Raw genomic sequence first — 21,712 nt, forward strand, 5'->3', positions numbered from 1 at the left:
GGTGAACAAAATGGATTTTCGGTTCGATGAAGAGATTGAATTTTTAAAACGAAATGTAAGAGATTTTGTGCAAACAGAAGTAGAGGCAGTAGCACAGCAGATTGAAGAAGAAGATAAAATTCCCGAGCGAATCGTTGAAATGTCAAAAGAACTAGGCTTGTTTGGCTTAAGTATTCCTGAAGAGTATGGCGGTCTAGGCATTGGAATGGTCGGGAAATGCGCTTTATATGAAGAAATAGGCGCAACCCATAATGGATTTACAACATTAATCGGAGCACACACAGGGATCGGCACAGTCGGCATTGTTGAAATGGGAAATGAAGAACAAAAGAAAAAATACTTACCAGCCATGGCTCGGGGTGAAAAAATAGGCGCCTTCGCATTGACTGAACCAAGTGCTGGTTCAAATGCGGCTAACTTGAAAACGACAGCTGTCAAAAAAGGAGATAAATATATTTTAAACGGAACAAAGCATTATATTACAAACGCAACAGTTGCGGATGTTTTTACTGTGATGGCCGTGACTGATCCAGCGAAAGGCCCGAAAGGAATCACTTCATTTATTGTTGAAAAAGATTTTCCGGGTTTTCATGTCGGGGCTGTTGAAAAGAAAATGGGATTAAAAGGTTCACAATCCGCTGAAATTATTTTAGAAGATTGCGAGGTGCCTGTCCAAAACGTTTTAGGCGAAGAAGGGCAAGGATATGTGAATGCCTTGAAAATTTTAGCAAATGGACGGGCCGGTTTAGCTGCAAGAAATTTAGGATCTTGTCAAAAGCTGCTTGATTTATCCGTTCAATATGCAAAAAAACGAATTCAATTTGATGTGCCGATTATTGAACATCAAGCAGTTGCCCATATGCTTGCGGAAATGGCAATGGAAATCGAAGCATTACGTTCTTTCACTTATCGTGTAGCGTGGATGGTTGACCAAGGAATGAAGGTCATTAAAGAGGCGGCGATGTTAAAGCTTTATGGTTCAGAAGTTTATAACAGAGTGGCTGACAAAGCCGTACAAATTCATGGCGGCTTAGGCTATATTTCTGATTATCCGATTGAGAGATTTTACCGTGATGCGAGGATTACGAGAATTTATGAAGGAACATCGGAAATTCAAAAAAATATTATTGCTCGGCAATTACAAAAGGAATATAGCTAATGAAAAGGGAGGAAAACGTCCTTGATTCAAAGTGAAAATATTGTCATTGTCAGTGCGGTGCGGACGGCGATCGGCCGCTATGGCGGCGCCCTTAAAGACATTCATTCGGGATTTTTAGCGTCTCATGTTATTAAAGAAGCGATGAAAAGAGCGAACATAGAACCGTCTCTTGTTGACGAGGTTATTTTAGGTGAAGTCAGACAAACGACAGAATCTTCAAATGTTGCCAGAGTCGCTGCTTTAAGATCCGGCATCCCGGAAACCGTTCCGGCCTTTACCGTTAATCGTTTATGTGCCTCTGGAATGCAAGCGATTACATCGGCTGCGCAGCAAATCTTAACTGGGCATGCCGAAATTGTCGTCGCTGGCGGAACGGAAAATATGTCGCGAGCCCCTTTCTATTTAAGAGGTGTTCGCTTTGGAGACGGACAGCCATATGTAGTTGATTCCAATACAGAAGCCGGCCAACAGCCAACCGAAATTTATGGTGATCAATTAGGAATGGGTATAACAGCAGAAAATGTTGCCGAAAGATATCACATATCACGAAAAGACCAAGATTTGTTTGCATTAGAAAGCCAAAAACGTGCCCATCAAGCGATAACAGAAGGAAAGTTTCGTGATGAGATTGTTCCGATAGAGATTAAAAGCAAGAAAGATTTATTTATTTTCGATGCGGATGAGCATCCCCGCCCGAATACAACATTTGAGAAGTTACAGCAATTAAAACCTGCCTTTCGTCCAAACGGAACGGTGACAGCCGGGAATGCATGCGGCAGAAATGACGGGGCAGCGGCCTTAGTGATGATGACAGAAAAAAAAGCAAAAAGTCTTAATCTTAAACCGTTAGCGCGAATTGTCGATTGGGCGCAATCAGGAGTTTCTCCTGAAATCATGGGAATCGGTCCGATTCCAGCCGTCCAAAAGTTGTTGCAACGAACGGGCAAAAAGCTAGAAGATATTGATTTAATCGAGCTGAATGAAGCATTTGCTTCACAAGCACTCGCTGTGATAAGGGAATTGAACCTTGATCATGAAAAGGTAAATGTCAATGGAGGCGCGATCGCTTTAGGTCATCCTCTTGGCGCGACAGGAGCGCGAATTGTAACAACCTTACTATATGAAATGATGCGCAGAAATAACCGCTATGGCATTGCAACTCTTTGTGTAGGCGGAGGACAAGGGATGGCGATCATGATTGAAAATTTAACTGTATGAACTACCCACCACTTAATTCATCTCCCTGAACGTTACTACGCCTTGCACACGTTTGAAGCGGGAGACCTCTTGGCTAATAAAAGAGATGAATATGGAATCTTATCAGCATTCCCCCTTTTTTGATTTTCTAGATTTTCATAGAGAACAAGATGAAGATGAACACGAGGAAATATAAAAAGATTTAAATTGAATAGGTCAAACTTTGCAGAAGGAAGCTATTCGGCTGAATTGAGAAGAGGAGTGAACATTTTGAGCTTTGAAAATATTCTCTTGGAAAAAAAGGAGCAAATCGCTTATATTATCATCAATCGTCCGGAAAGACGAAATGCTTTAGATATTCAAACGTTACAAGAGATCGTTGCCGCATTGGAAGATTGTAAAAATGATCAAAATGTAGGTTGTGTCATTTTTACAGGGAAAGGAGATAAGTCGTTTGCCGCAGGAGCTGATATTAATCAATTGAAAGAAAAACAGCCATTTGATGTTTTTCATCCATCCAGCATGCAGCAAGTCTACGACCAAATTGAATATTTTGAAAAACCGACCATCGCCATGGTCAACGGCTATGCACTTGGCGGAGGCTGTGAATTAGCGTTAGCTTGTGATATCCGTGTAGCAGCAGAAACGGCTAAATTTGGGCTTCCTGAATTAAACTTATCAATTATACCTGGTGCAGGAGGTACGCAGCGACTTGCTAGAATTGTTGGCAAAGGAAAAGCCTTGGAAATGATTTTAACTGGAAAAATGATTGATGGAGAAGAAGCCTATCGAATTGGACTTGTTTCTGAAGTTGCTGCTTTAGAAAAATTGCCGGAAAAAGCCGAGGAAATAGCTAAACAAATTTTGTCAAAAGGACCGTTGGCCGTAAAATTAGCTAAAATGGCCATCAACTTCGGCTTAGAAACGGATATCCGAACAGGATTGCTCATTGAAAAGCTCTCGCAAGCGCTTCTCTTTTCTACAAATGACAAAATCGAAGGAACGAAAGCGTTTTTGGAAAAAAGAAAACCAGAATTTACAGGAAAATAGAGGGAATGGGGAGATTGTCCCTTTACTTTTGAAACACGCTGCACGGCGAAGTTTATGCAACAATGTTAGTATTTTAATTGAATAGCCTAAAAACAAACGAGAACACATATTTGTCATGTGTTCTCTTTTTATTTTGTTGTTGAACTAACCGCCAATGCTAAATTCCAAATCCTTTTGTTTCTTAAATACAAAAGGAGACAAAAGAATTCCTCCAACAAATCCACCTATATGACCTGAAATACTTATTCCGGGAATCAAAAAAGTCATGATAAAACCCATTAGAGTAAACGTAATAATAAATCTCCTATCATATGTAGGAATTTTATTGCGATGTCTAAGAACTAAAAATATATACATTCCCAATAATCCATAGCCGGGTCCAGAAGAACCTGCTAATGGAATAGGATAATTAGAAAAGAAATGAATGATTATAGATGCAAAAACACTCATATATACATAACTCAAAAGGAATTTTATTCCACCTAAAATACGTTCAAGAGGACGGGAGAATATTAGAATAAATGGCATGTTTAAAAAGAAATGAGCATAACTCATATGACCAAATGCATAAGTCAATAATCGCCATATCTGTCCTCTATGAACCAGTTGTTTATCATATCCCCCTAATTGAGCAACTGTATTGATATTATATCCTCCCATGAATGTAGTAATAATCATCAAAACTGTGCAGATTCCCAGAATTAGGGTTGTAATTGGATATCGTCTTATAAAGGCAGGAAAGTCTTCTGTTACTCTGAACAAATCCTCACCAACTTTCTGAATATTTTGTTATAAATTATAATTCTTTTGTGTCAATATTTATATATAACTGCCCGTTACTACAACAAAAAGAGCCTAAAAAATCCACTCGCTTTTAAATTTGTTATTGACATTAAAGTTAGGTGTAACTTTGGTTATAAAGGATGTGAATAAGATGAGCGAGTTCATGACGATACAAACTTTTTCCAAAAGGACTGGTATTTCGAAAAGCGCTTTAAGATATTATGAGTCAGAGAACTTACTGCATCCAATAAGAAGCAAAAATGGTTACCGTCTTTATTCGGAAGAGCAGATAGCAACCGTAAAATTAATTTCAAGTTTGCGTTTAGCCGATGTGCCAATAAAGGACATTCAAATGTATTTAAAGGAAAACGAAACAGTCCGCCAACAAATGATAAGCAATTGGATTAAGACTTTAAAGGAAAAACATCATCTTTTAAGTGTAAGTTTACGTTTTTTAGAAAGTTACCAAAAAAGTGACCAAGTTTACCTGCTAGAAAGAAATGCTGAGAAAATTGTATGGTTTGTTGCCGAGTCGAATCCCGGTAAATTTGGGGATCATTTTAGAAAAAGAAAAAGGGAATTGGAGCGCTTGAACATCCCCGTTAATAATGGCTACTTAAGGTATTTATCTGGTAGGGAATCGATCAAAGCACGAATTGGATTTGGTGTATCTGACGATGTAGAAATAGCGGGGTTATCTGAAATAGACTGTATCGAAATAATGCCCGCATGTCTATGTATAGCATTACCGTACACTTCTCCTATAACAGAAATACATACAGGGTATGAACAATTAATGAATTATGCAATGGAACATAAGTTCATCCCCGCAGGTCCAATTATTGAGTGGTATCGAGGAGATCATTTTGAGGATTTGGATTTATTAATGCCTGTTGCTTACATTTCAAAGATGGAAGGGAGAAGTTAAAGTGGGCAGCAGAACCGAAGAGTTAATCGTAAAAGTAATTGAGTTGAAAGGCAGTTATGAGCAAATAACAACAGCAGATATAATAATCATAATAGCAAGAACCGATATAAGAGGAATGACAGTAATACTTTTTTCAACAACTTTCGGAAGAAATCTTCTTATACCTATTCCTAGGATAATCGGAATAATGATCACTTGAATGATCGAAATAAACATTGCCTTGGGATCCACCGGCATCCATTGACCTGCAAGCAATAGTAAAATAAATGGTGTCGCAATCGGCGCTAAAAGTGTCGAAACGGACGTCATTGCGATCGACAACGGTACATTCCCTTTAGCAAGATATACCATGACGTTTGAAGCAGTACCACCAGGAACAGAGCCAAGTAGGACTAGCCCCGCAGCTAATTCCGCTGGCAATTTCATGATATAAGCAATCGAAAAAGCGGTAAGTGGCATGATGATAAATTGGGCACAAACCCCAATGATTACTGGCAAAGGATTCATTAAGACGATTTTAAAATCAACCGCTTTTAACGTTAGCCCCATACCAAACATCACAAAACCTAGCAAAATGGTGATGTATCCACTTAAATTTAAAAATGGAGTCGGAGCCATATAAGCAATAACAGCGGTACAGATGACCCATACTGCAAAATATTTTCCGGCTATTGTGCTAATGGCTTCTAAAACTTTCATATTTTCACTTCCTACTTCATTTTTAAAATTTTATTTGGATTCAAAATCATATTAGGGTCAAGCGCTTGTTTAATCTTTTCCATCACAAGTAGCGCTTTTCCATGCTCTTTTTCTTGATATTTCTGTTTACCAACACCAACTCCATGCTCTCCAGTACAAGTCCCCCCTCGTTCTAGTGAATACATCACAATGGTTTCATTAAATTCCTCTGCTCGTTTTATATCATTCGGATCATTCATATCAATCATTAAAAGAACGTGAAAATTGCCATCACCGACATGGCCAACAATGCCACCAGTAAGTCCTAACGAATTCAGCGCATCTCTTGCATGCTCAATCGCTCCTGCTAACTCTGAAATTGGTAAACAAACATCGGTCACCATTAGCTTTCTCCCTGGATATCCACGGACATAGGCGTAAGCTAAATTATGGCGGGCTTCCCATAATTGATTCCGTTTGGCATTATCGGTTTCAAATTCAATGCTTTCACAATTGTGATTGGCTACAATTTCTTTCATAAATTCGACATCTTGCTTTAAGCCTGCTTCATTACCATGAAACTCTAAAAATAAGGTTGGTTTTTCCTTATAATCTGTTTTACTATACATGTTTACTTGTTTCATAGAATGTTCATCGACAAGTTCAACTCTTGCAATAGGAATTCCTGCTTGCAAAATACTAACGACCGCTTTTACAGCATCATTAACGGATGGAAAGGATGCTCTTGCAGCCAAAATATATTCAGGAATTCCATAAACTCGCAATGTCAATTCGGTAATACAACCAAGCGTTCCTTCAGAACCGACAAATAGACCGTTTAAATGATAACCAGATGACGACTTTGCTGCTAAATTCCCAGTATGAATCACCGTTCCATCCGCAAGAACAACCTCTAAATCTCGGACTTGATCGCGCATGCCCCCATACTTAACAGATGTTGTCCCACTAGCATTTGTTGCTGCCATACCACCAAGCGTTGCGTCTGCTCCTGGATCCACCGAGAAAAATAAACCGTATTTTTTCAACTCTTTATTTAACTGTGAGCGCGTTACTCCGGGTTGAACTCTTACAAGAAAATCATTTTCTCTGATCTCTAGCACTTTATTCATAAGAGAAAAATCGATCGTAATCCCGCCATTATAAGGAATAACATGTCCTTCTAAGCTTGATCCTCTGCCAAAAGGCACAACCGGAACTTTGTATTTATTAGCTATTTTCATTATATTGCTGACTTCTTTCGTCGTCGTCGGAAAAACCACAACATCAGGCAAACTAGGGGGATGATACGATTCATCTCTACTATGTTGCTCTAAAATTGTTTGATTGATCGTTACTTGATTTTCTGGAAGAACGTTCCGTAAAGCAGTAATCAACTCTTCTATTGTTGTATTCATTTCATTCTCTCCCCTTTATACTTTTTATATTGGAACACTTTTAGGAATGATAGATTGTATGATGAATGTTACTAAAAAGGGGCATGCAAATCGCTCAACTTTTTTACATCGTACTAAACAATCTTAAAAATATCAATATTTTATTTTTTGCGAAAATTTATTAATATATTAAATTGTATATGATTAAAACATTTTACAGTATGGTGTAATGGGAGCAAAATAAATATATATCAGTATTAGTGTTTAGTATAAGGAGTGTTCTTATGCCTAACTTAAAAACATGCCCTCTTTGCGGAAGCTTACTTCTTGATGATTACTTGGATATCGTTGAAGAACTAGAGGATGGTTCGTTTTATGTAGATGTGTTCGAAGCATGGGTATGCGAAAACTTTTGTGGTTACTATGAAAGAAAGCTATAACAATGTATAAAGGTAGGAATACGAAAAAAATGAAATATGACATACAAAAAGACGTGCGAACTGACATCAGTTTTGGCGCGTCATTTTTTATTTTTATAACGGGATTTATCTAAATTTTTATTAAAAAGACACTGTCTTGACAGTAGGGATATTTAGCCAATGATAAATATTTTCGCACCATGAATTTTACAAAAGAGCAAAACACAAGTATTGGTGATTAAAGAAATTCTAGTTAGTATAAGGAAAAGGGCGTTTGATCTTTATTACCAAAAATTTTAATAATAACCTAAAATAGAAAAATTAAGAGGAGACCCCCGCAACTGGCTTATTCTTACCCCTTAGATAAAGCAGGGGAAGTCTCTATGTAATGTAAACCATTAATTACGATAGGTAGGAGTGTCTAAGAGATCGGTACATTTTTTTATAAAATCTAAAACTATTTTCTAATAAACTACGAATGTATAGGTGAAGGGTTAGTACAGGGAAGAAGTGAGAGTAGAAACGATGGACCAAGTAATGAAATGGATAGCAAAAGTGAAAAAGTCAGACCATGATGCTGCAAATCAACTTGTAAGCTTCTACTACAAAGACGTGTATACATATATCTACAGGCAAACGTTAAACAAAGAGCTGGCGATGGACTTAACGCAGGAAGTATTTATCAGTATGCTGCAGTCCATTCATTCGTATGATGAGCGCAAGGCTTCATTTCGAACATGGCTATATAGAATCGCTACTAACCAAATCGTCAATTATTATCGTTCAAAGTATTACAAGTATAGTCAAGTAGTTACTGAAATGGATAACGAGTTAGGACAAGAGCAAGATTTTACGATGAAATTAGAGTACAAGGAGGACATTGAAAGAATTTTGGCACTTCTAAATACATTTGAGACGTCAGCTCAGCAGATTTTTCGTCTGAAGCTGTTTGGCGAATATACTTTTGCCGAGATTGCGGCCGTAATCGGAGTAGCCGAATCGACCGTTAAAACGAAGTTCTACAGTACATTAAGAAAAGTAAAAAAAGAATTGGCAGGTGATGCCCATGAATAAAGAAAAATTTAAAGTTGATTTTCCTAGTAATGAAGATATTGCTAGACAAATCAACTTCATTGTAAAAGAGGGATTGCCGAAGAAAGAGACATTTTTCAAACAAGTGTATACCATGTATCAACAATTGGGATTCCAATTTTTATTCCCAAATTCCATAGAGCTTGCCTTTATCTCTATCTTAATAGCAACATTCCTTTTCATCACAGGGCTACAAGCGCGTGATTATTTTGAGGCGGAGCCGGGAAGTGTATACACCTTTATTTTTGTGACCTCGCCCCTGCTGTATTTGGTCATTTGCTTGTTTTCATTGTACCACATATGGGACAACAGGACATATGAGCTGGAGATGACCTGCAAGTATGATTTCTTCCAGCTGACCGCTGTTAGAATGCTTACTTTCAGTATTCTTTGTTTCGCGGTCAATACCGTGTTTATTATAGCGCTGGTCAATACCTATGATCATATTTCATTTGTTAAGGCGTTCCTCATCTCAACGACAGGTTTGTTTCTATTCTCAACATTGACACTGTTTGTGTTAATGAACAACCAATCGAAGATCATCAAGATATCGCTGTTGGTCGGCTGGACAGCAGGAAATTCATTAGCATTTATTTGGAGCGAGAACTTTTACTTGCTAGTTCTTAACAACATCTCCATCTCTGTATACGTTGTAATTACTGCAAGTCTAGCAGTGCTCTATATAAAACATTTACAAAAAATGATGCAGTTTAGAAAAACAGAAGGGGTGGCTTAACTTGTTAGTCGTCAATCATGTGAGTAAAAGTTATGGCAAATTTGAGGCACTAAAGGATATTAATTTGGAGTTTTCAAACGGAGTATACGGGCTCCTTGCACCGAATGGAGCGGGAAAGACGACGCTCATTAAGATGTTAACGACGCTCATTTTTCCAAGCAAGGGAGAGATTTTGTACAACGGAACGAATATCACAAGATTAGGCGAGAAGTATCGTGAGCTATTAGGGTACTTACCGCAAGAATTTGGATACTACAAAAACTATAGCCCGAAGCAATTTTTGGAGTATATCGGTGCATTGAAGGGTATGGACAAGAAAGTTCTCGAAAAGAGAATTGATGATCTCTTAAAACTAGTTGCGCTTGAAGATGTCGCCACGAAAAAGATGAAAAAATTCTCCGGGGGAATGATTCAACGGGTGGGGATTGCACAAGCGATGCTGAATGACCCAAAGATACTTATTCTTGATGAACCGACAGCAGGACTTGACCCGAAAGAACGTGTGCGATTCCGGAATTTATTGTCAGAGCTTGCGAGAGACCGCATTGTCATCCTATCCACTCATATTGTTTCAGACGTGGAATCTATTGCGAATGAAATTATTATGATTAAGGACAAGCAGGTACTATATAAGGGCAGTATAGACGAGATTTGTAAAATCATTGCGGGCATGGTGTATGAGACAAGCATTCCTTATGAACAGGCGGCCATGTTTAAGAAGGAAGTCTTTTCATTATCCGAAAAACAAGAGGATGGATTGTTGAAAATCAGGTTTATTTCAAAGAAGGCTCCGGAACCAACTTGGACTGCTGTGAAGCCAAATCTTGAGGATGTATTTCTGTACGTATACCGTGACGACATACAGGAGTCGAGTGCACCATGAATATTTGGAAGTTTGAACTGAAAAAAGCGTTTCAGTCACCGGTTGTCAGTATATTGATCGTGTTATTTTTATTTTTAAACTTTTGGTTGATATATAACCATGCTGGAATTCGTGAAGAGCTGAAGGTGACCAACCAGTTAGTGGAGAGGTTTGGCTACAAGATTGATGCCGAGATGGCTGCCAAGTTACAAGCCTATTACCAGTCAAAGCTGCAGAAAATGAACGAACTTACGAGAAAAAAATTCGGCAAAACATACGAGCGTGCAGGTGATTTTTTCTCGGAATATGAGTATAGAAGCGAGGTGTTGAGTGAAGAAGAACTGCATGTCATCACTGAAACAGCCATTGTCGAAGGATATTATGAACTAATACAGGAAATTGATCAAACGTATAGTCATTTGGATTTATCAAAAAATGCGAAGTTAGACATTAATAAGTATGGGTTGAGCGGAAAAACAGCTGAGATAGCACGAGAGTACTATAAAAATTTGAACAACCGTCTAGACGAATTAATCGAAGCGGGGGAACATAAGAACTTATTTTTCATAGGATATGTGTATCGTATGCATTCGTTCTTATTCAAAGATTTAATGCGGCAAATGATCTTTGAAGTAATGATACTAGTCGTACTCATTACCGGACATGTCACGACCTATGAATTTCAAAACCAAACCCATTTAACAGCTTATGCTTCCAAAAGAGGCAGAAAGCTCATGCTGGATAAGCTTGTCGCTAATTTGTTCGCCAGTTTGTGTATTTGCGCCGTCATTCTCGGAGCCACGCTGTTAGTCTATTTCCTTGTCTTCGATTACAGCGGCCTCTGGGGGATACCGATCAGCAGCTTCTTCAATAGTGAGTTTCCCTTTCCGTATATTTCATGGTGGAAACTTCCATTTGGAATATATCTAAGCTGTGTGTTAGTCGTTTTCATCATTTGTCAGCTTTTTTTCACTGTCATTACTTATTCGATCGCCGTATGGATCAAAAACAACTATCTAGTCTATGCAGCATTTGCCCTCTTATTTGGGCTTTGTGTCTTAATAACAGGCATCGTTCCTAAGACATCTACGGCAATATTTTGGACAAGATATACACCTTTTTCACTTATTTTAAATCCACATCTTTGGTTCATTGGCTGGAATGTATTCACTCCAAAAAACTATGAATGGACGACGGCTGTCATATGGACATGTCTGCTAGCCATTGTAACCGCAGTAACCTTCTTAAAATTTAATAAAGAGCAAATTGACTAGGGGGATTTTGGTGAGAATTATATTATATGAATTAAAGAAAATTTTTCAATTAAAGATGGTATGTTTACTTTTTATCATTAGCTTCATCTTCTATCAGCTATTCATTAATTTTTACTTCGAACACTTTCTAAACGGGAGACCGGCTCTCGATCTTTACCGTATAAATATGGAAATGATTGAACAGTACGGATATAAGATGAATCAGGAAGAATTTGAACACTTTAAAAAAGTATATGAAAAAGAAAAGGCTGCGGCAGATGCGTACTTGCAAGCACGGCAGGAGTACGTAGAAGCAGGACTTGACACCTACGAGAAGTTTCGTACAGCGGATACAGAAAAACAGGAAATAAGAGAACTTGTGGATCAGATTATATTTGTAGATGAAGTTGATTTATTTTGGGAGTTGCTCGCACGTGAAACCTTGATTAAGTATTACGAAAACAGAAATTCTCTATTTTCTATAGTAGAAGACCATCCACTGACTGCAGAACAGAAAGAAAGGATAAAGGATACCATTACATCCGGCAATATTATGTCAGCGGAGGCATTCGAAAATTACAATAACCTCATCCGTTATGTTGCCATTCTCATCGTAATAAGTATTATGTTTATGATTTCGCCGATTTTCCTGCAGGATCGCCGAAATCATGTCGTATTTCTGCAATACTCAAACAAAACGGGCCGTAAAATTTTTAACCTGAAACTTCAGACAGCTTTAATTGCGGCAGGCTTCATTACAACGATACAACTCGGTCTGTTTTTTATACTTTATAGAGGCAATAAAGTGGGAATGTTTTTGAATGCTAACATTAACTCGGTCTTTACTCATGAGGTATTTTGGTTTGAACTGACGTTTCTACAATATATACTTTTGACCATCGTATCAGTTTATTTACTTGCATTTGCGTTGACCATTATTGTCGCAGTTTTATCCAACCGAGCTCCTAATTATATATCAATGGTCGGATTTCAAGTGCCGCTGGCCATTTTGTTATTTGCAGTTGTTATCGATTATTTGGTAGTACGTATCACAAAGATCGGATTGCCAATATACTTCTTGCCATCTGCATATGTTTTGTTAATCCTAATTGGCAGCTTCATTTATTTCTGGTCTGTTAAAAGGGAAAAGAAAGTCGATCTTCTACACTGAAAAACAAGTCAGCCCGTTAATTCATATCACAACAAGGAGAATGATTATGAATAAAAAAATAAAAATTTGTATCTTTCATTTGTTGAGCGGTCTATATAATTATCCCATCTCTAAGATTTTTGGTCTAATCAGAGAATAGACTATCTAACCATGATTTACTCTCTGTAATAGATGAAATAGCCGACTTTAGGGTACGATCCCGAATTAACTGATGAAGAGCAATGCCTTAAAGAAGGAAAATAGTGGCCGCTTGAAGAAATGAAAAATGACAAGCATGTATCAAAATTATCTTCTATAGTTGGCATCAACAATCCTAAAAAATATCTACTAAGGTGGCGATAATGCATGACAATCGCTGAAATTCACGGAAAGCTTCCAGAATATGAAGGGATGGAGGATTTGCTGACATCCGATGTGTTTTCTACCTTCAAATACTTGCCTGTAGAGCTAGCTTTCATTCCTTTTCTCAAACGTGCTGTGAATTTTTGTACAGGTGAAACGATCAACTATTCATTTGACGATGTCATAAAGGCCGATTATATATTTTGGCCGAAAACCTCCTACTTTAAACGGGAACCTGATTTACTTATCTTATTAACTCGACGCAATCAATCTCCCATTTCTATCGTTGTAGAGGCTAAATATCGAAGCGGGAAAAGCAACGTCAACCGTGAGAATGATTTACAGGAGCTGCAGCTGCTTGATGGCGATCAATTAGCGGAACAATATTATGAATTGGTAAACAAGAATTTTAATATTGCCCAGCCATATAAAGAACTGTTAATGGAATCAAAAGATCGATTTTTATTGTTTGTAACTGCCCATGATGCACTGCCAAAAAATGTAACGAATGAAACAGAAAAAATCCTCGGTAAAATAGGGTTATGTGATGAAGACACGATGCACTTTTACTGGGTAAATTGGCAAGCTGCATGGAGTGTTGCTGATGAAGCATTGAATAACGAAGCTAACATCCCTTTGGGTTTCAAATTAATGTTAGCGGATTTAAAAGTTTTATTAGAACGAAAGGGGCTTCGTCCTTTTAACGGCTTTAGTCACCCAAACCAAAACGTGCTTTTCAAAGACTTTTATTTTTGGGGAGAGGAAAAAATGAAGTTAGGAAAAGAAATCAAAAATATATATGATGCAATGCTGAAAATATGTACTGAAGCGAGCCACTTCATTTCTGTTGTCAATGACCTTTTTGTCAAATACGGCTGGAATCCTGTCGGGGGAAATGGGGTGATGTGGGACCGTTCCACTCATTATGCTCAACCTCGTTTTTGGCTGCCGTATTTTCAGCAACGTGTTTTTTCAACTGAACAAGATCCTACAAAGGGAGTAGGAATCAACATTATCTTTGACGAAGCTTATGGAAATTTAACAAACACGATTCCTTTTGTTTCCTGTTGTTACATCGAAACAGAAAATAGTATCCCGTTAAATAAGTGTGATGAAATTTACTGTGCAGGCTGGAGTGAAACATCAGAGGTGCTCGACGAAAAACATAGCAAACTCTATCAGACCATCCATCCAAATCGTATGTCGATCGTTAATTATTTTCTACCGCTCGATGTGTTATCTAATCAGCAAGCAGTTGAAAGCTATATTATAAAACCCTTAATTGAACTATACAAAGGAAACACAACTAAAGCTTATGAACTCATTCAGTCAGTTTGTCTTACAAGAGAAGAATTAAGTTCTTAAATAGAGAAGAGGAGAATCTTTAAATGAAATGAATAAGAAGGCGAGACTGAAATGATTCCCCTAATCATGTTGAAGCGGCGTGGTTACTGAAATCTACCATTTTTTAAGCAGCAAACGCTAATGCCAAAAAGAAGGTGTTAATAATGTCATTAATTAATCAAATCATTAATCACCCAATGTATTCTACTTTGGATAAAGCAAAAGAATCCTTAGAAAACATTGAAAACAACGAGGAGTTTATCAGTAGCCTTGATGAATACGCTATACAAGCATTAAATAGAACAAGAGCTGTTCTCTCCCATTTGAAAGTTCGCATAAATTCGATAGATCCTTTATTATTACGTAAAGCATTGCAGGATCAGATAAATACTGAACTCAACAATATTAATAATCAACTAATAGGTTTTGAAACAACTTTTAAAAATCATAATAATTTGAATAATTTAAACCAAAGATTAGATAATATTTTAGCCTATACAAGCCAAATAGTTAACTTAATTAATGAGGATTCAATTGAGACAATTCGTGAAACTGTTACTTCATTTAGAAAATCAGTTGGACAGCAGAAATCTTTTTTGGAGCGGCAACAAGAAGAATTTTTGGAAAAGTCATCTTCTATTTACAATCAAATTGAAGATTTTAAACAGAAGATAGAAGATTATGAGTCAAGGCTTAATTCGGAGTTACAAAAAATTCAAGATAAATATAATGAATTCCACCAAAATTTCATTACTTCTCAAGAGTCTAGATCTCAACAATTTTTAGAACTTAAAGAAGAGTTCATTGAAGAATTTAGAGAACTTACTGAAACTTTAAATAAAGAAACTCAAGAAATTATATCGTCATTTAAAGAGGAATTCGATTCTGCAAAAGAAGAGTTACTTTCAACTCAAGAATCCTTTTTTGAAGAAACTAAACAAAAACTGGCTGATTACGACAGTATGTTAGAGTCCCATAAAAAATCAGTGGAGGAATTAGTGGGGATTATATCAACCAGTTCAATTTCTGGACACTTTAAAGAGGTTGCTGATTATAAGAGAAAACTAGCTAATAGATGGCAAATAGGAACTATACTTTCATTCTTATTAACAATTGGATTTGGTTTTTACACTTTTATAATTGAAAAAGATAGTATTGATTGGCCTGGATTAGTTGCACGAATTGTTGTCACGGCTGCTCTAGGTTCCCTTACTGCTTATGCTGCAAAACAAGCAGCGTATAATGAAGCAGAGGAAAGAAAAAATAGAAAAATGGAAGTGGAGTTAAAAACGTTAAATCCATATCTTGCATCCTTCTCACCTGAAGATCAAATAAAACTTAAACAACAATTGTTTCCTCTTATTTTTGGTAAGGAAGAAGTTGCGGTTAGCCAAGAATCTACTCAAACAAGTGTTAATAGCCTAAACTCAAATAATGCTGCTTTAGATACTAACTTGTTACTACAAACTGTTATGGAATTTATTAAAAATTCTAAAAATCAATAATGCGGATTTTGTTGCTGGGAAATTCGAAAGGATTAAAGGTACAATTTCAACAATTCAGTTCTTTTTCATTTTGATTACCATTCAGACTATATTCATGATAGCTTATTTGTAGTGTGAGCCACTACGACATTGACAAAAGAAGAATAGTTCTCCACGTAAAATCTACATAGACAATTTACTTACCTCTCATTGTAAGGGGGACATGTTGAAAACTATAGCTACGGGGTTTTTGATAGTTGGAAAAGAGATGTATGACGCAAATGATGGAGAAACGCTTTGGTGATAAATTTGTTTTTTCTTGGGTTTCTTTAAAAATCTTATGTAAACCTCTAGGTCCAATTTATCACCATTTTTACTTAGTATAGAATAGGTTGGTAAGTGCTTTAACAAGATCGTGAATACTGTCGAATTTATCCGTTGGAGTACGAAATAACGATAAGGAAAAATTAGTCGAATTGGATGTTTCTAATACCGAGCCAAAGATAGGTGAGATTAAAAAAGTAGTTCAAAGGGTGATTGAATCAAAAAATATTGGAGAATTTTCAATAAAAGTCCACAAAATTAATATGGAAAAACGAGAGCAAGAAGTTAGATGGCGTCCAGTAATTCATACAATTGCTGAGGGATTAATGAGTCAAAAAGAGTACAAAGTGAAGGGAGTAGGTTATTCTAATCATCCTTCGCCAATGACGATTACAATTAAAACAACAGTTTCATCATCAGATCCAAAAGCAAAGGAACTTGGAAATAAAATCGAGAAAATGGTAATTGATTTCATTAACTCAACAGAGGCGAAAAAAGCAGTAAAAGATGACCCTTATAAAATTATTGTCGTCTATAGCAAAGATAAGAAAAAACTTAATCAAATAACCCTTCCATAATCTGTAATGTAATGAAACGTGGCATAGGTGACTAACGGTACAAGTTTATTGAACAAAGTCTAGGTGATAAAATTAAAAAGCTTGCGGATGGAGGCGGAACTGCGGGTAGGGCAATGTTTTGATCCGAACTTGTCGAAGAACAGAAGACGATTCGAAATCAAATGATTCGCTGATTCGCTCGATATTTTCCAGAGTTTACGCAAGTCTTTCCGTCTTTTAACCAGTAGTGGCAACGAAACGTACCCACCCACTGTCATATACAACAGCTTACACCCGTTGCTATATCAAAATTTATAGATATCAACATTTATAGAGGGAGATAATTATGGATAAATTATCAAAAATATTATTTGGAGCTGTCATTACCGTATTTATTATTTTGACGATTATAGTTATCATATTTCAACAAGACGGCTTATTATCAGAGGATTACAGTACTTTTCCGCCTGAAGCCAAATTAATTACAAATAACAAAGAATACATACTAGATTTAGGAGCTTACAAATGGGAAGTAGGGAATAGTGTCTCTGAAAATAAGATGGAAGAAAATATAAGTGTTTATACTTTGGGGCAAAATAAAAACCCCATAGAAGTAAATAAAAAGCAGATGGCAAAACTTCAGTTTATTAAGCATCAAGAATTTAAGCTTGAGCAAATAATAGCCTATTTGTGGAGAGATGAAAATCAAAAAGAGGAATCAAAGGTAGAGAGAAATCATACTTTTATTCTGCCAAATAATCCAGGGAACTATGTATTAGAACTAAATATAAAAAGTAACAGAGGCCATGTCCAATATGTCGGAAAAATTGTTGTAAAATAAGGGCTTAAACGCTCTTATTTTTTTGTGTCTGGATTGTTATTTTTACAAAGATCCTGATTACAAATACAGGTACGTACTCTGATTAAAAAGGCACAACAAAGATTCTTTTTTAGGAATACACTGCTCGTGATTTCCTTCATCCTTGTTATTGTTCCTCTTTTGACGATGTTTTCTGTTGTTTATTATGCAAGCGGAGGGGATCATGGCAAAGGAAATGATTTTATTCGAACGATCAGAACTGTAAGTGAAATGACGGACCCAAATGTATATGTGGATTACGATACCGTTAGCGACGAAATCAACCCGTTTACCATGAGTGTAACAACCGATAAATATAAAATGATTGATGGTAAGAGGAATTATTTAGGTAAGGATACTTACAAACTGTTCTTGAATGATGTTTTTGAAAAAGAATCCAATTATCGACCCATTAGATATTCCATTAACCACATTAAAATAAGGTTTGTTCATCCGAAAGCAAAATACTTTTTACCTGACGAAAGATGGGATATTCAATTCCTTCCGAACGGTTGGCCGCTTGAAGTCTATATTTCCTTGGATCAATCCTATTCTTTAAAAGAAATCAACGAGAAATTTAAAGGATATACCATTACATGGCTTGCGTTAGACACAGGTGTAGAAGAAAAAATGAGGAATGATCTAGATTTTATTCGAACACCAGCGATTGGTTTTCCTTATAGAAAGGTGAATCCTCACTCTATTTTTGATCGTGATTTCAACAATTATGATGAAGTGGTAAAAGGATTAGAACTATTGAACAAATACGAAAAATGGGCAACTGATTTAACAGAATATAAAGATTTAAAAATTGATGAGCGATTAAAGTGGGTCAAAAATCAGAAAGAATTAAAGATCTATGGAATTTCCATTACAGGTACCGCCAAAGATGTTTCTTCTCTGGAAAAAATGAAAGAGGTTAAAGCCATTCGATTAGGTCAGATAAATTACCCGCAACAGGGAGATGATGAATAAATGAAAATAAAGCTACCCAATATCAATATGATTAACACCTTAATAGCGTTATTCCTGCTTCTTTTGTTAAATGTTCAACTTCTGACCAACTTACCAATCTTCCCTTTTGGTTACGTAATCATTTCATTCTCATTGTTTCATGTGTTGTTATGTTTTTATTTAGTATAGGAATTAACTATCATCCATAAATAAATTTTTGTCTACAGTCTGACAGCTTAGATGATCTCTAAACTGTTTTTTATTATCAAAATTGATCACCATATTCGTTTATATGAGTATATACCCGTGGTGCTAGATAAAATCAGACAAGCATAAAAATAGCCCTTGCATGAGGATCTCCTTAAAATGAAAGTGCGACCAAACATTTAAAAGGAGAATTCACATACAAGAGTACTTTCATTTTACAACAGATCGAGCCAAACTTCAAAAACAATATTTGTTTTTTGTATCGACTCAACTATCGAGTATCCAGATTCATCTTCAACGTCGAAATCGTCATTTGTTGAAACAGGAAGACGAGGTCATCATCACCGTCCATGTCCGCGGAAAATTGTTGGGCTTCACTTCCGAACGGGCTTGGCATCGGTTTGTGATCGGGAATTTGTTCCCCAAGGCCTTGTTCCCTGAACGTTCTCGGTACAACCGTCGCTGCCGAGCGCTTGGCTTTGCGATCAAGTGGGTACGACACCAGCTGGCCAAGCGCGGGCAACACCATGCGTATGCGGTTGTGGACAGCTTGCCGATCGAGCTGTGTCATTCAGCCCGAATGCATCGCGTCACGTATAACCTAGGTGACAAAGGGTGTATCAGCAAAAAGCTGCAAAAGAAGCTGTACGAAGAACACCAAGTCGCTTTTTGGACGCCCGTTCGAAAAAATCAGCGAATTCGCCAATATTCAACAAATGGGCCGTATTGTTGAATAGCGTACCAGTTATTTTTAAAGGAAAATACTTATAATTAACGGGATGTTGCACAATAAGCCCAATATCCTTCTTTTGATGTTTTTTGTGTTTGATATTCTAATTTTAAGAAGCATCTCTGTGAAATCAGAGATGCTTCTATAATTATATGAGAATCAATGGTAAGGTTTTCCTGACTTCAAGTTTTCGGTCAAATTTAACAACAAATTTTTATCAACATTTAATAATTTTTTATTGTAAAACGATAAATAATGTATTAAAATTCATTCAAAAATAAATAAGTGAGGTGCTTTTTATGAAACAAAGGTCAACATTGTTTTTAAAAATAGCTGTTTTTATTATCGGAACTCCAGTTCTTGCTTTATGTATATTTGGATTACCTTGGTTAGCTAATAATCCAGTAAATCCAGATTATGCCCATATACTATATCCCATTTTAATCATTATGTATGTATCAGTGATACCGTTTTTCGTTGCATTGTATCAGGCTTTTAAACTTTTAAGTTATATTGACAAGAACAAAGCGTTCTCGGAAATATCTGTAAAAGCTTTAAACAAAATAAAATATTGTGCAATCACAATCAGTGGCATATATGTGGTTGGTATGCCATTCTTCTACATCTTGGCGGAGTTAGACGATGCCCCAGGTGTCATATTAATCGGATTGGTCGTTATTTTTGCTTCAATGGTTATCGCAGTCTTTGCTGCTGTTCTCCAAAGACTTTTACAAGAAGCCATCGATATAAAATCAGAAAATGATTTAACGATCTGAGGTGAATAACATGCCAATTATAATCAATCTTGATGTGATGTTGGCTAAAAGGAAAATGAGCGTCACAGAACTTTCGGAGAGGGTTGGAATCACGATGGCTAATCTTTCTATATTGAAAAATGGAAAGGCAAAGGCGATTCGATTATCAACTTTAGAGGCGATTTGTAAGGCTTTAGAATGTCAACCCGGAGATATTTTAGAATACCGAAGTGATGAAGACACCCAAGATTAATAAAGTAGGAAACATTGAAAGGAAAAGAAAGTTATTCGGCGGTGAGCTAGCTACTATACTAAGCAGGACTTGCATATATTCAGAAAAAACCTTTGGAGGAACAAGTCATGAGAGCACTAAAACAACTCGTTCGTTTTGGTTGGGAGCAGGCCCTATCATGTTTGTTTCCTGCCGTTATTTTTGCCTCTTTGGCTTTTACAAAATTCATGCCACTTCCCTTTCTGCCACGGTATGACTGGCTGCTTATCATCTGCCTTCTGATGCAGTGGTGGATGGTGCGTTCCGGGCTTGAAACATGGGATGAACTAAAGGTTATCACATTGTTTCACCTTATTGGACTTGCTCTTGAACTTTTCAAGGTACATATGGGCTCCTGGTCTTATCCAGAGGAAGGATATTTCAAAATTTTTGGAGTGCCTTTGTATAGTGGATTTATGTACGCAAGTGTAGCGAGTTATCTTTGCCAGGCGTGGAGGAGGCTTAAGGTTGAACTGGTTAAGTGGCCACCGTTTTTGGTAGTTGTACCTCTTGCAGCTGCGATTTATTTGAATTTTTTCACCCACCATTATTGGATTGACGTTCGTTGGTGGTTATCTGGACTTGTAATTATCGTCTTTTGGCAATCATGGGTCACATTCGAGGTTAATGGAACTCGTTACCGTATGCCACTCGCACTTTCTTTTGTGCTCATCGGATTTTTTATATGGATAGCCGAAAATATCGCAACGTTCTTTGGAGCTTGGGAATATCCAAACCAAACCGATGCATGGAGTCTCGTTCATCTAGGAAAGGTGAGTTCATGGCTCTTATTAGTGATTGTTAGCTTTCTTATAGTAGCGACGTTAAAGCAGGCTAAGGGAAAAATTCAACTAGGAGAAACTAGTACTAGTCAATTTTTATAACTGTTAAATAGATTTCAAAATCTATTGAAAGTTCCTTCTGATTCAAACATAGCCTGTATTAGCTTGTTTAACAATCGGGCGCGATTGTTGAATAAGAATCCTTAGATTTAAACGACTTTTTTGTAATAGTTTTGAGTTCGGTAAAGCATTTTATATCAAAAATTAAACAACTTTATTTTAACCCCGTCCTAAATCAGAACGGGGTTTTGTGTGTTTGAGGTTATAAAATTAAATAACTTTATTGTAATCTTACACTTATCCGTATCTTATGGCTTATAA

20 protein-coding genes and 2 pseudogenes are annotated in these 21,712 nt (G+C 36.8%); 19 read left to right on the forward strand and 3 right to left on the reverse strand.

The window, feature by feature from the left end:
• The first annotated feature begins 10 nt into the window (after positions 1 to 10).
• From EDD69_RS11590 to EDD69_RS11600, 3 genes are all read left to right on the forward strand, one after another.
• Entirely contained in the window at positions 11 to 1,159 is a 1,149-nt protein-coding gene (locus tag EDD69_RS11590) for an acyl-CoA dehydrogenase family protein (protein WP_132949119.1), read from the forward strand.
• 21 nt (positions 1,160 to 1,180) lie between these two features.
• Entirely contained in the window at positions 1,181 to 2,377 is a 1,197-nt protein-coding gene (locus EDD69_RS11595; protein ID WP_424565362.1) for a thiolase family protein, read from the forward strand.
• A 249-nt stretch (positions 2,378 to 2,626) separates the two neighbouring features.
• Positions 2,627 to 3,406, forward strand: a complete 780-nt coding sequence (locus tag EDD69_RS11600) for an enoyl-CoA hydratase/isomerase family protein (RefSeq protein ID WP_132949120.1) — start codon at positions 2,627 to 2,629, stop codon at positions 3,404 to 3,406.
• Positions 3,407 to 3,550: 144 nt separating this feature from the next.
• Here EDD69_RS11600 and EDD69_RS11605 read toward each other — a convergent pair whose 3' ends face one another.
• Complete coding sequence (locus EDD69_RS11605) at positions 3,551 to 4,084, reverse strand: rhomboid family intramembrane serine protease (protein ID WP_243643109.1); 534 nt, start codon at positions 4,082 to 4,084, stop codon at positions 3,551 to 3,553.
• Between the two features lie 256 nt (positions 4,085 to 4,340).
• Between EDD69_RS11605 and EDD69_RS11610 the strand changes: the two genes are divergently transcribed.
• Positions 4,341 to 5,117 carry a MerR family transcriptional regulator gene (locus EDD69_RS11610; RefSeq protein ID WP_132949122.1) on the forward strand — a complete coding sequence of 259 codons (777 nt, stop codon included), beginning with the start codon at positions 4,341 to 4,343 and terminating at the stop codon, positions 5,115 to 5,117.
• 66 nt (positions 5,118 to 5,183) lie between these two features.
• Here EDD69_RS11610 and EDD69_RS11615 read toward each other — a convergent pair.
• Together EDD69_RS11615 and EDD69_RS11620 are read right to left on the reverse strand one after the other, a co-directional pair.
• A pseudogene (locus EDD69_RS11615) lies at positions 5,184 to 5,816 on the reverse strand (bile acid:sodium symporter family protein); the annotation flags it as partial.
• Between the two features lie 11 nt (positions 5,817 to 5,827).
• Positions 5,828 to 7,210, reverse strand: a complete 1,383-nt coding sequence (locus EDD69_RS11620; protein WP_132949123.1) for an FAD-binding oxidoreductase — start codon at positions 7,208 to 7,210, stop codon at positions 5,828 to 5,830.
• 263 nt (positions 7,211 to 7,473) lie between these two features.
• Here EDD69_RS11620 and EDD69_RS15415 point away from each other — a divergent pair, with 263 nt between their 5' ends.
• The 15 genes and pseudogenes from EDD69_RS15415 (at position 7,474) to EDD69_RS11695 (ending at position 21,433) form a co-directional block, all read left to right on the forward strand.
• The gene (locus EDD69_RS15415) at positions 7,474 to 7,629 is read left to right on the forward strand and encodes a hypothetical protein (protein ID WP_165871787.1); all 156 of its coding nucleotides are present in this window, start codon (positions 7,474 to 7,476) and stop codon (positions 7,627 to 7,629) included.
• A gap of 516 nt (positions 7,630 to 8,145) precedes the next feature.
• The gene (locus EDD69_RS11625) at positions 8,146 to 8,682 is read left to right on the forward strand and encodes an RNA polymerase sigma factor (RefSeq protein ID WP_243643110.1); all 537 of its coding nucleotides are present in this window, start codon (positions 8,146 to 8,148) and stop codon (positions 8,680 to 8,682) included.
• Complete coding sequence (locus EDD69_RS11630; RefSeq protein ID WP_132949125.1) at positions 8,675 to 9,436, forward strand: hypothetical protein; 762 nt, start codon at positions 8,675 to 8,677, stop codon at positions 9,434 to 9,436. Before EDD69_RS11625 ends, EDD69_RS11630 begins: the two co-directional genes overlap by 8 nt.
• Before the next feature lies 1 nt (position 9,437).
• Complete coding sequence (locus tag EDD69_RS11635; RefSeq protein WP_132949126.1) at positions 9,438 to 10,319, forward strand: ABC transporter ATP-binding protein; 882 nt, start codon at positions 9,438 to 9,440, stop codon at positions 10,317 to 10,319.
• The gene (locus tag EDD69_RS11640) at positions 10,316 to 11,572 is read left to right on the forward strand and encodes a hypothetical protein (RefSeq protein WP_132949127.1); all 1,257 of its coding nucleotides are present in this window, start codon (positions 10,316 to 10,318) and stop codon (positions 11,570 to 11,572) included. Before EDD69_RS11635 ends, EDD69_RS11640 begins: the two co-directional genes overlap by 4 nt.
• A 10-nt stretch (positions 11,573 to 11,582) precedes the next feature.
• Positions 11,583 to 12,722 carry a hypothetical protein gene (locus EDD69_RS11645; RefSeq protein WP_132949128.1) on the forward strand — a complete coding sequence of 380 codons (1,140 nt, stop codon included), beginning with the start codon at positions 11,583 to 11,585 and terminating at the stop codon, positions 12,720 to 12,722.
• Between the two features lie 345 nt (positions 12,723 to 13,067).
• Positions 13,068 to 14,429, forward strand: coding sequence for a hypothetical protein (locus EDD69_RS11650; protein WP_132949129.1), 1,362 nt, complete (start codon positions 13,068 to 13,070; stop codon positions 14,427 to 14,429).
• A 143-nt stretch (positions 14,430 to 14,572) separates the two neighbouring features.
• Positions 14,573 to 15,913, forward strand: coding sequence for a hypothetical protein (locus EDD69_RS11655; RefSeq protein WP_132949130.1), 1,341 nt, complete (start codon positions 14,573 to 14,575; stop codon positions 15,911 to 15,913).
• 401 nt (positions 15,914 to 16,314) lie between these two features.
• On the forward strand, positions 16,315 to 16,794 hold the full coding sequence (locus tag EDD69_RS11660; RefSeq protein ID WP_279388150.1) for a DUF4030 domain-containing protein: 480 nt from the start codon (positions 16,315 to 16,317) through the stop codon (positions 16,792 to 16,794).
• 325 nt (positions 16,795 to 17,119) lie between these two features.
• Positions 17,120 to 17,614: a hypothetical protein gene (locus EDD69_RS11665; protein WP_132949132.1), complete on the forward strand. Its 495-nt coding sequence runs from the start codon at positions 17,120 to 17,122 to the stop codon at positions 17,612 to 17,614.
• Positions 17,615 to 17,695: 81 nt separating this feature from the next.
• On the forward strand, positions 17,696 to 18,607 hold the full coding sequence (locus EDD69_RS11670; protein WP_279388151.1) for an anti-sigma factor: 912 nt from the start codon (positions 17,696 to 17,698) through the stop codon (positions 18,605 to 18,607).
• A 382-nt stretch (positions 18,608 to 18,989) separates the two neighbouring features.
• Positions 18,990 to 19,496: pseudogene (locus EDD69_RS11680) on the forward strand (transposase family protein); the annotation flags it as partial.
• Positions 19,497 to 19,822: 326 nt separating this feature from the next.
• A complete protein-coding gene (locus EDD69_RS11685) occupies positions 19,823 to 20,299 on the forward strand; it encodes a DUF2975 domain-containing protein (RefSeq protein ID WP_132949133.1) in 477 nt (158 codons plus the stop codon).
• Between the two features lie 10 nt (positions 20,300 to 20,309).
• Entirely contained in the window at positions 20,310 to 20,531 is a 222-nt protein-coding gene (locus tag EDD69_RS11690; protein ID WP_132949134.1) for a helix-turn-helix domain-containing protein, read from the forward strand.
• Between the two features lie 107 nt (positions 20,532 to 20,638).
• A complete protein-coding gene (locus EDD69_RS11695; protein WP_132949135.1) occupies positions 20,639 to 21,433 on the forward strand; it encodes a DUF817 domain-containing protein in 795 nt (264 codons plus the stop codon).
• Positions 21,434 to 21,712 lie beyond the last annotated feature (279 nt).

It is taken from the genome of Thermolongibacillus altinsuensis, from assembly GCF_004341205.1.
GTDB lineage: Bacteria > Bacillota > Bacilli > Bacillales > Anoxybacillaceae > Thermolongibacillus > Thermolongibacillus altinsuensis.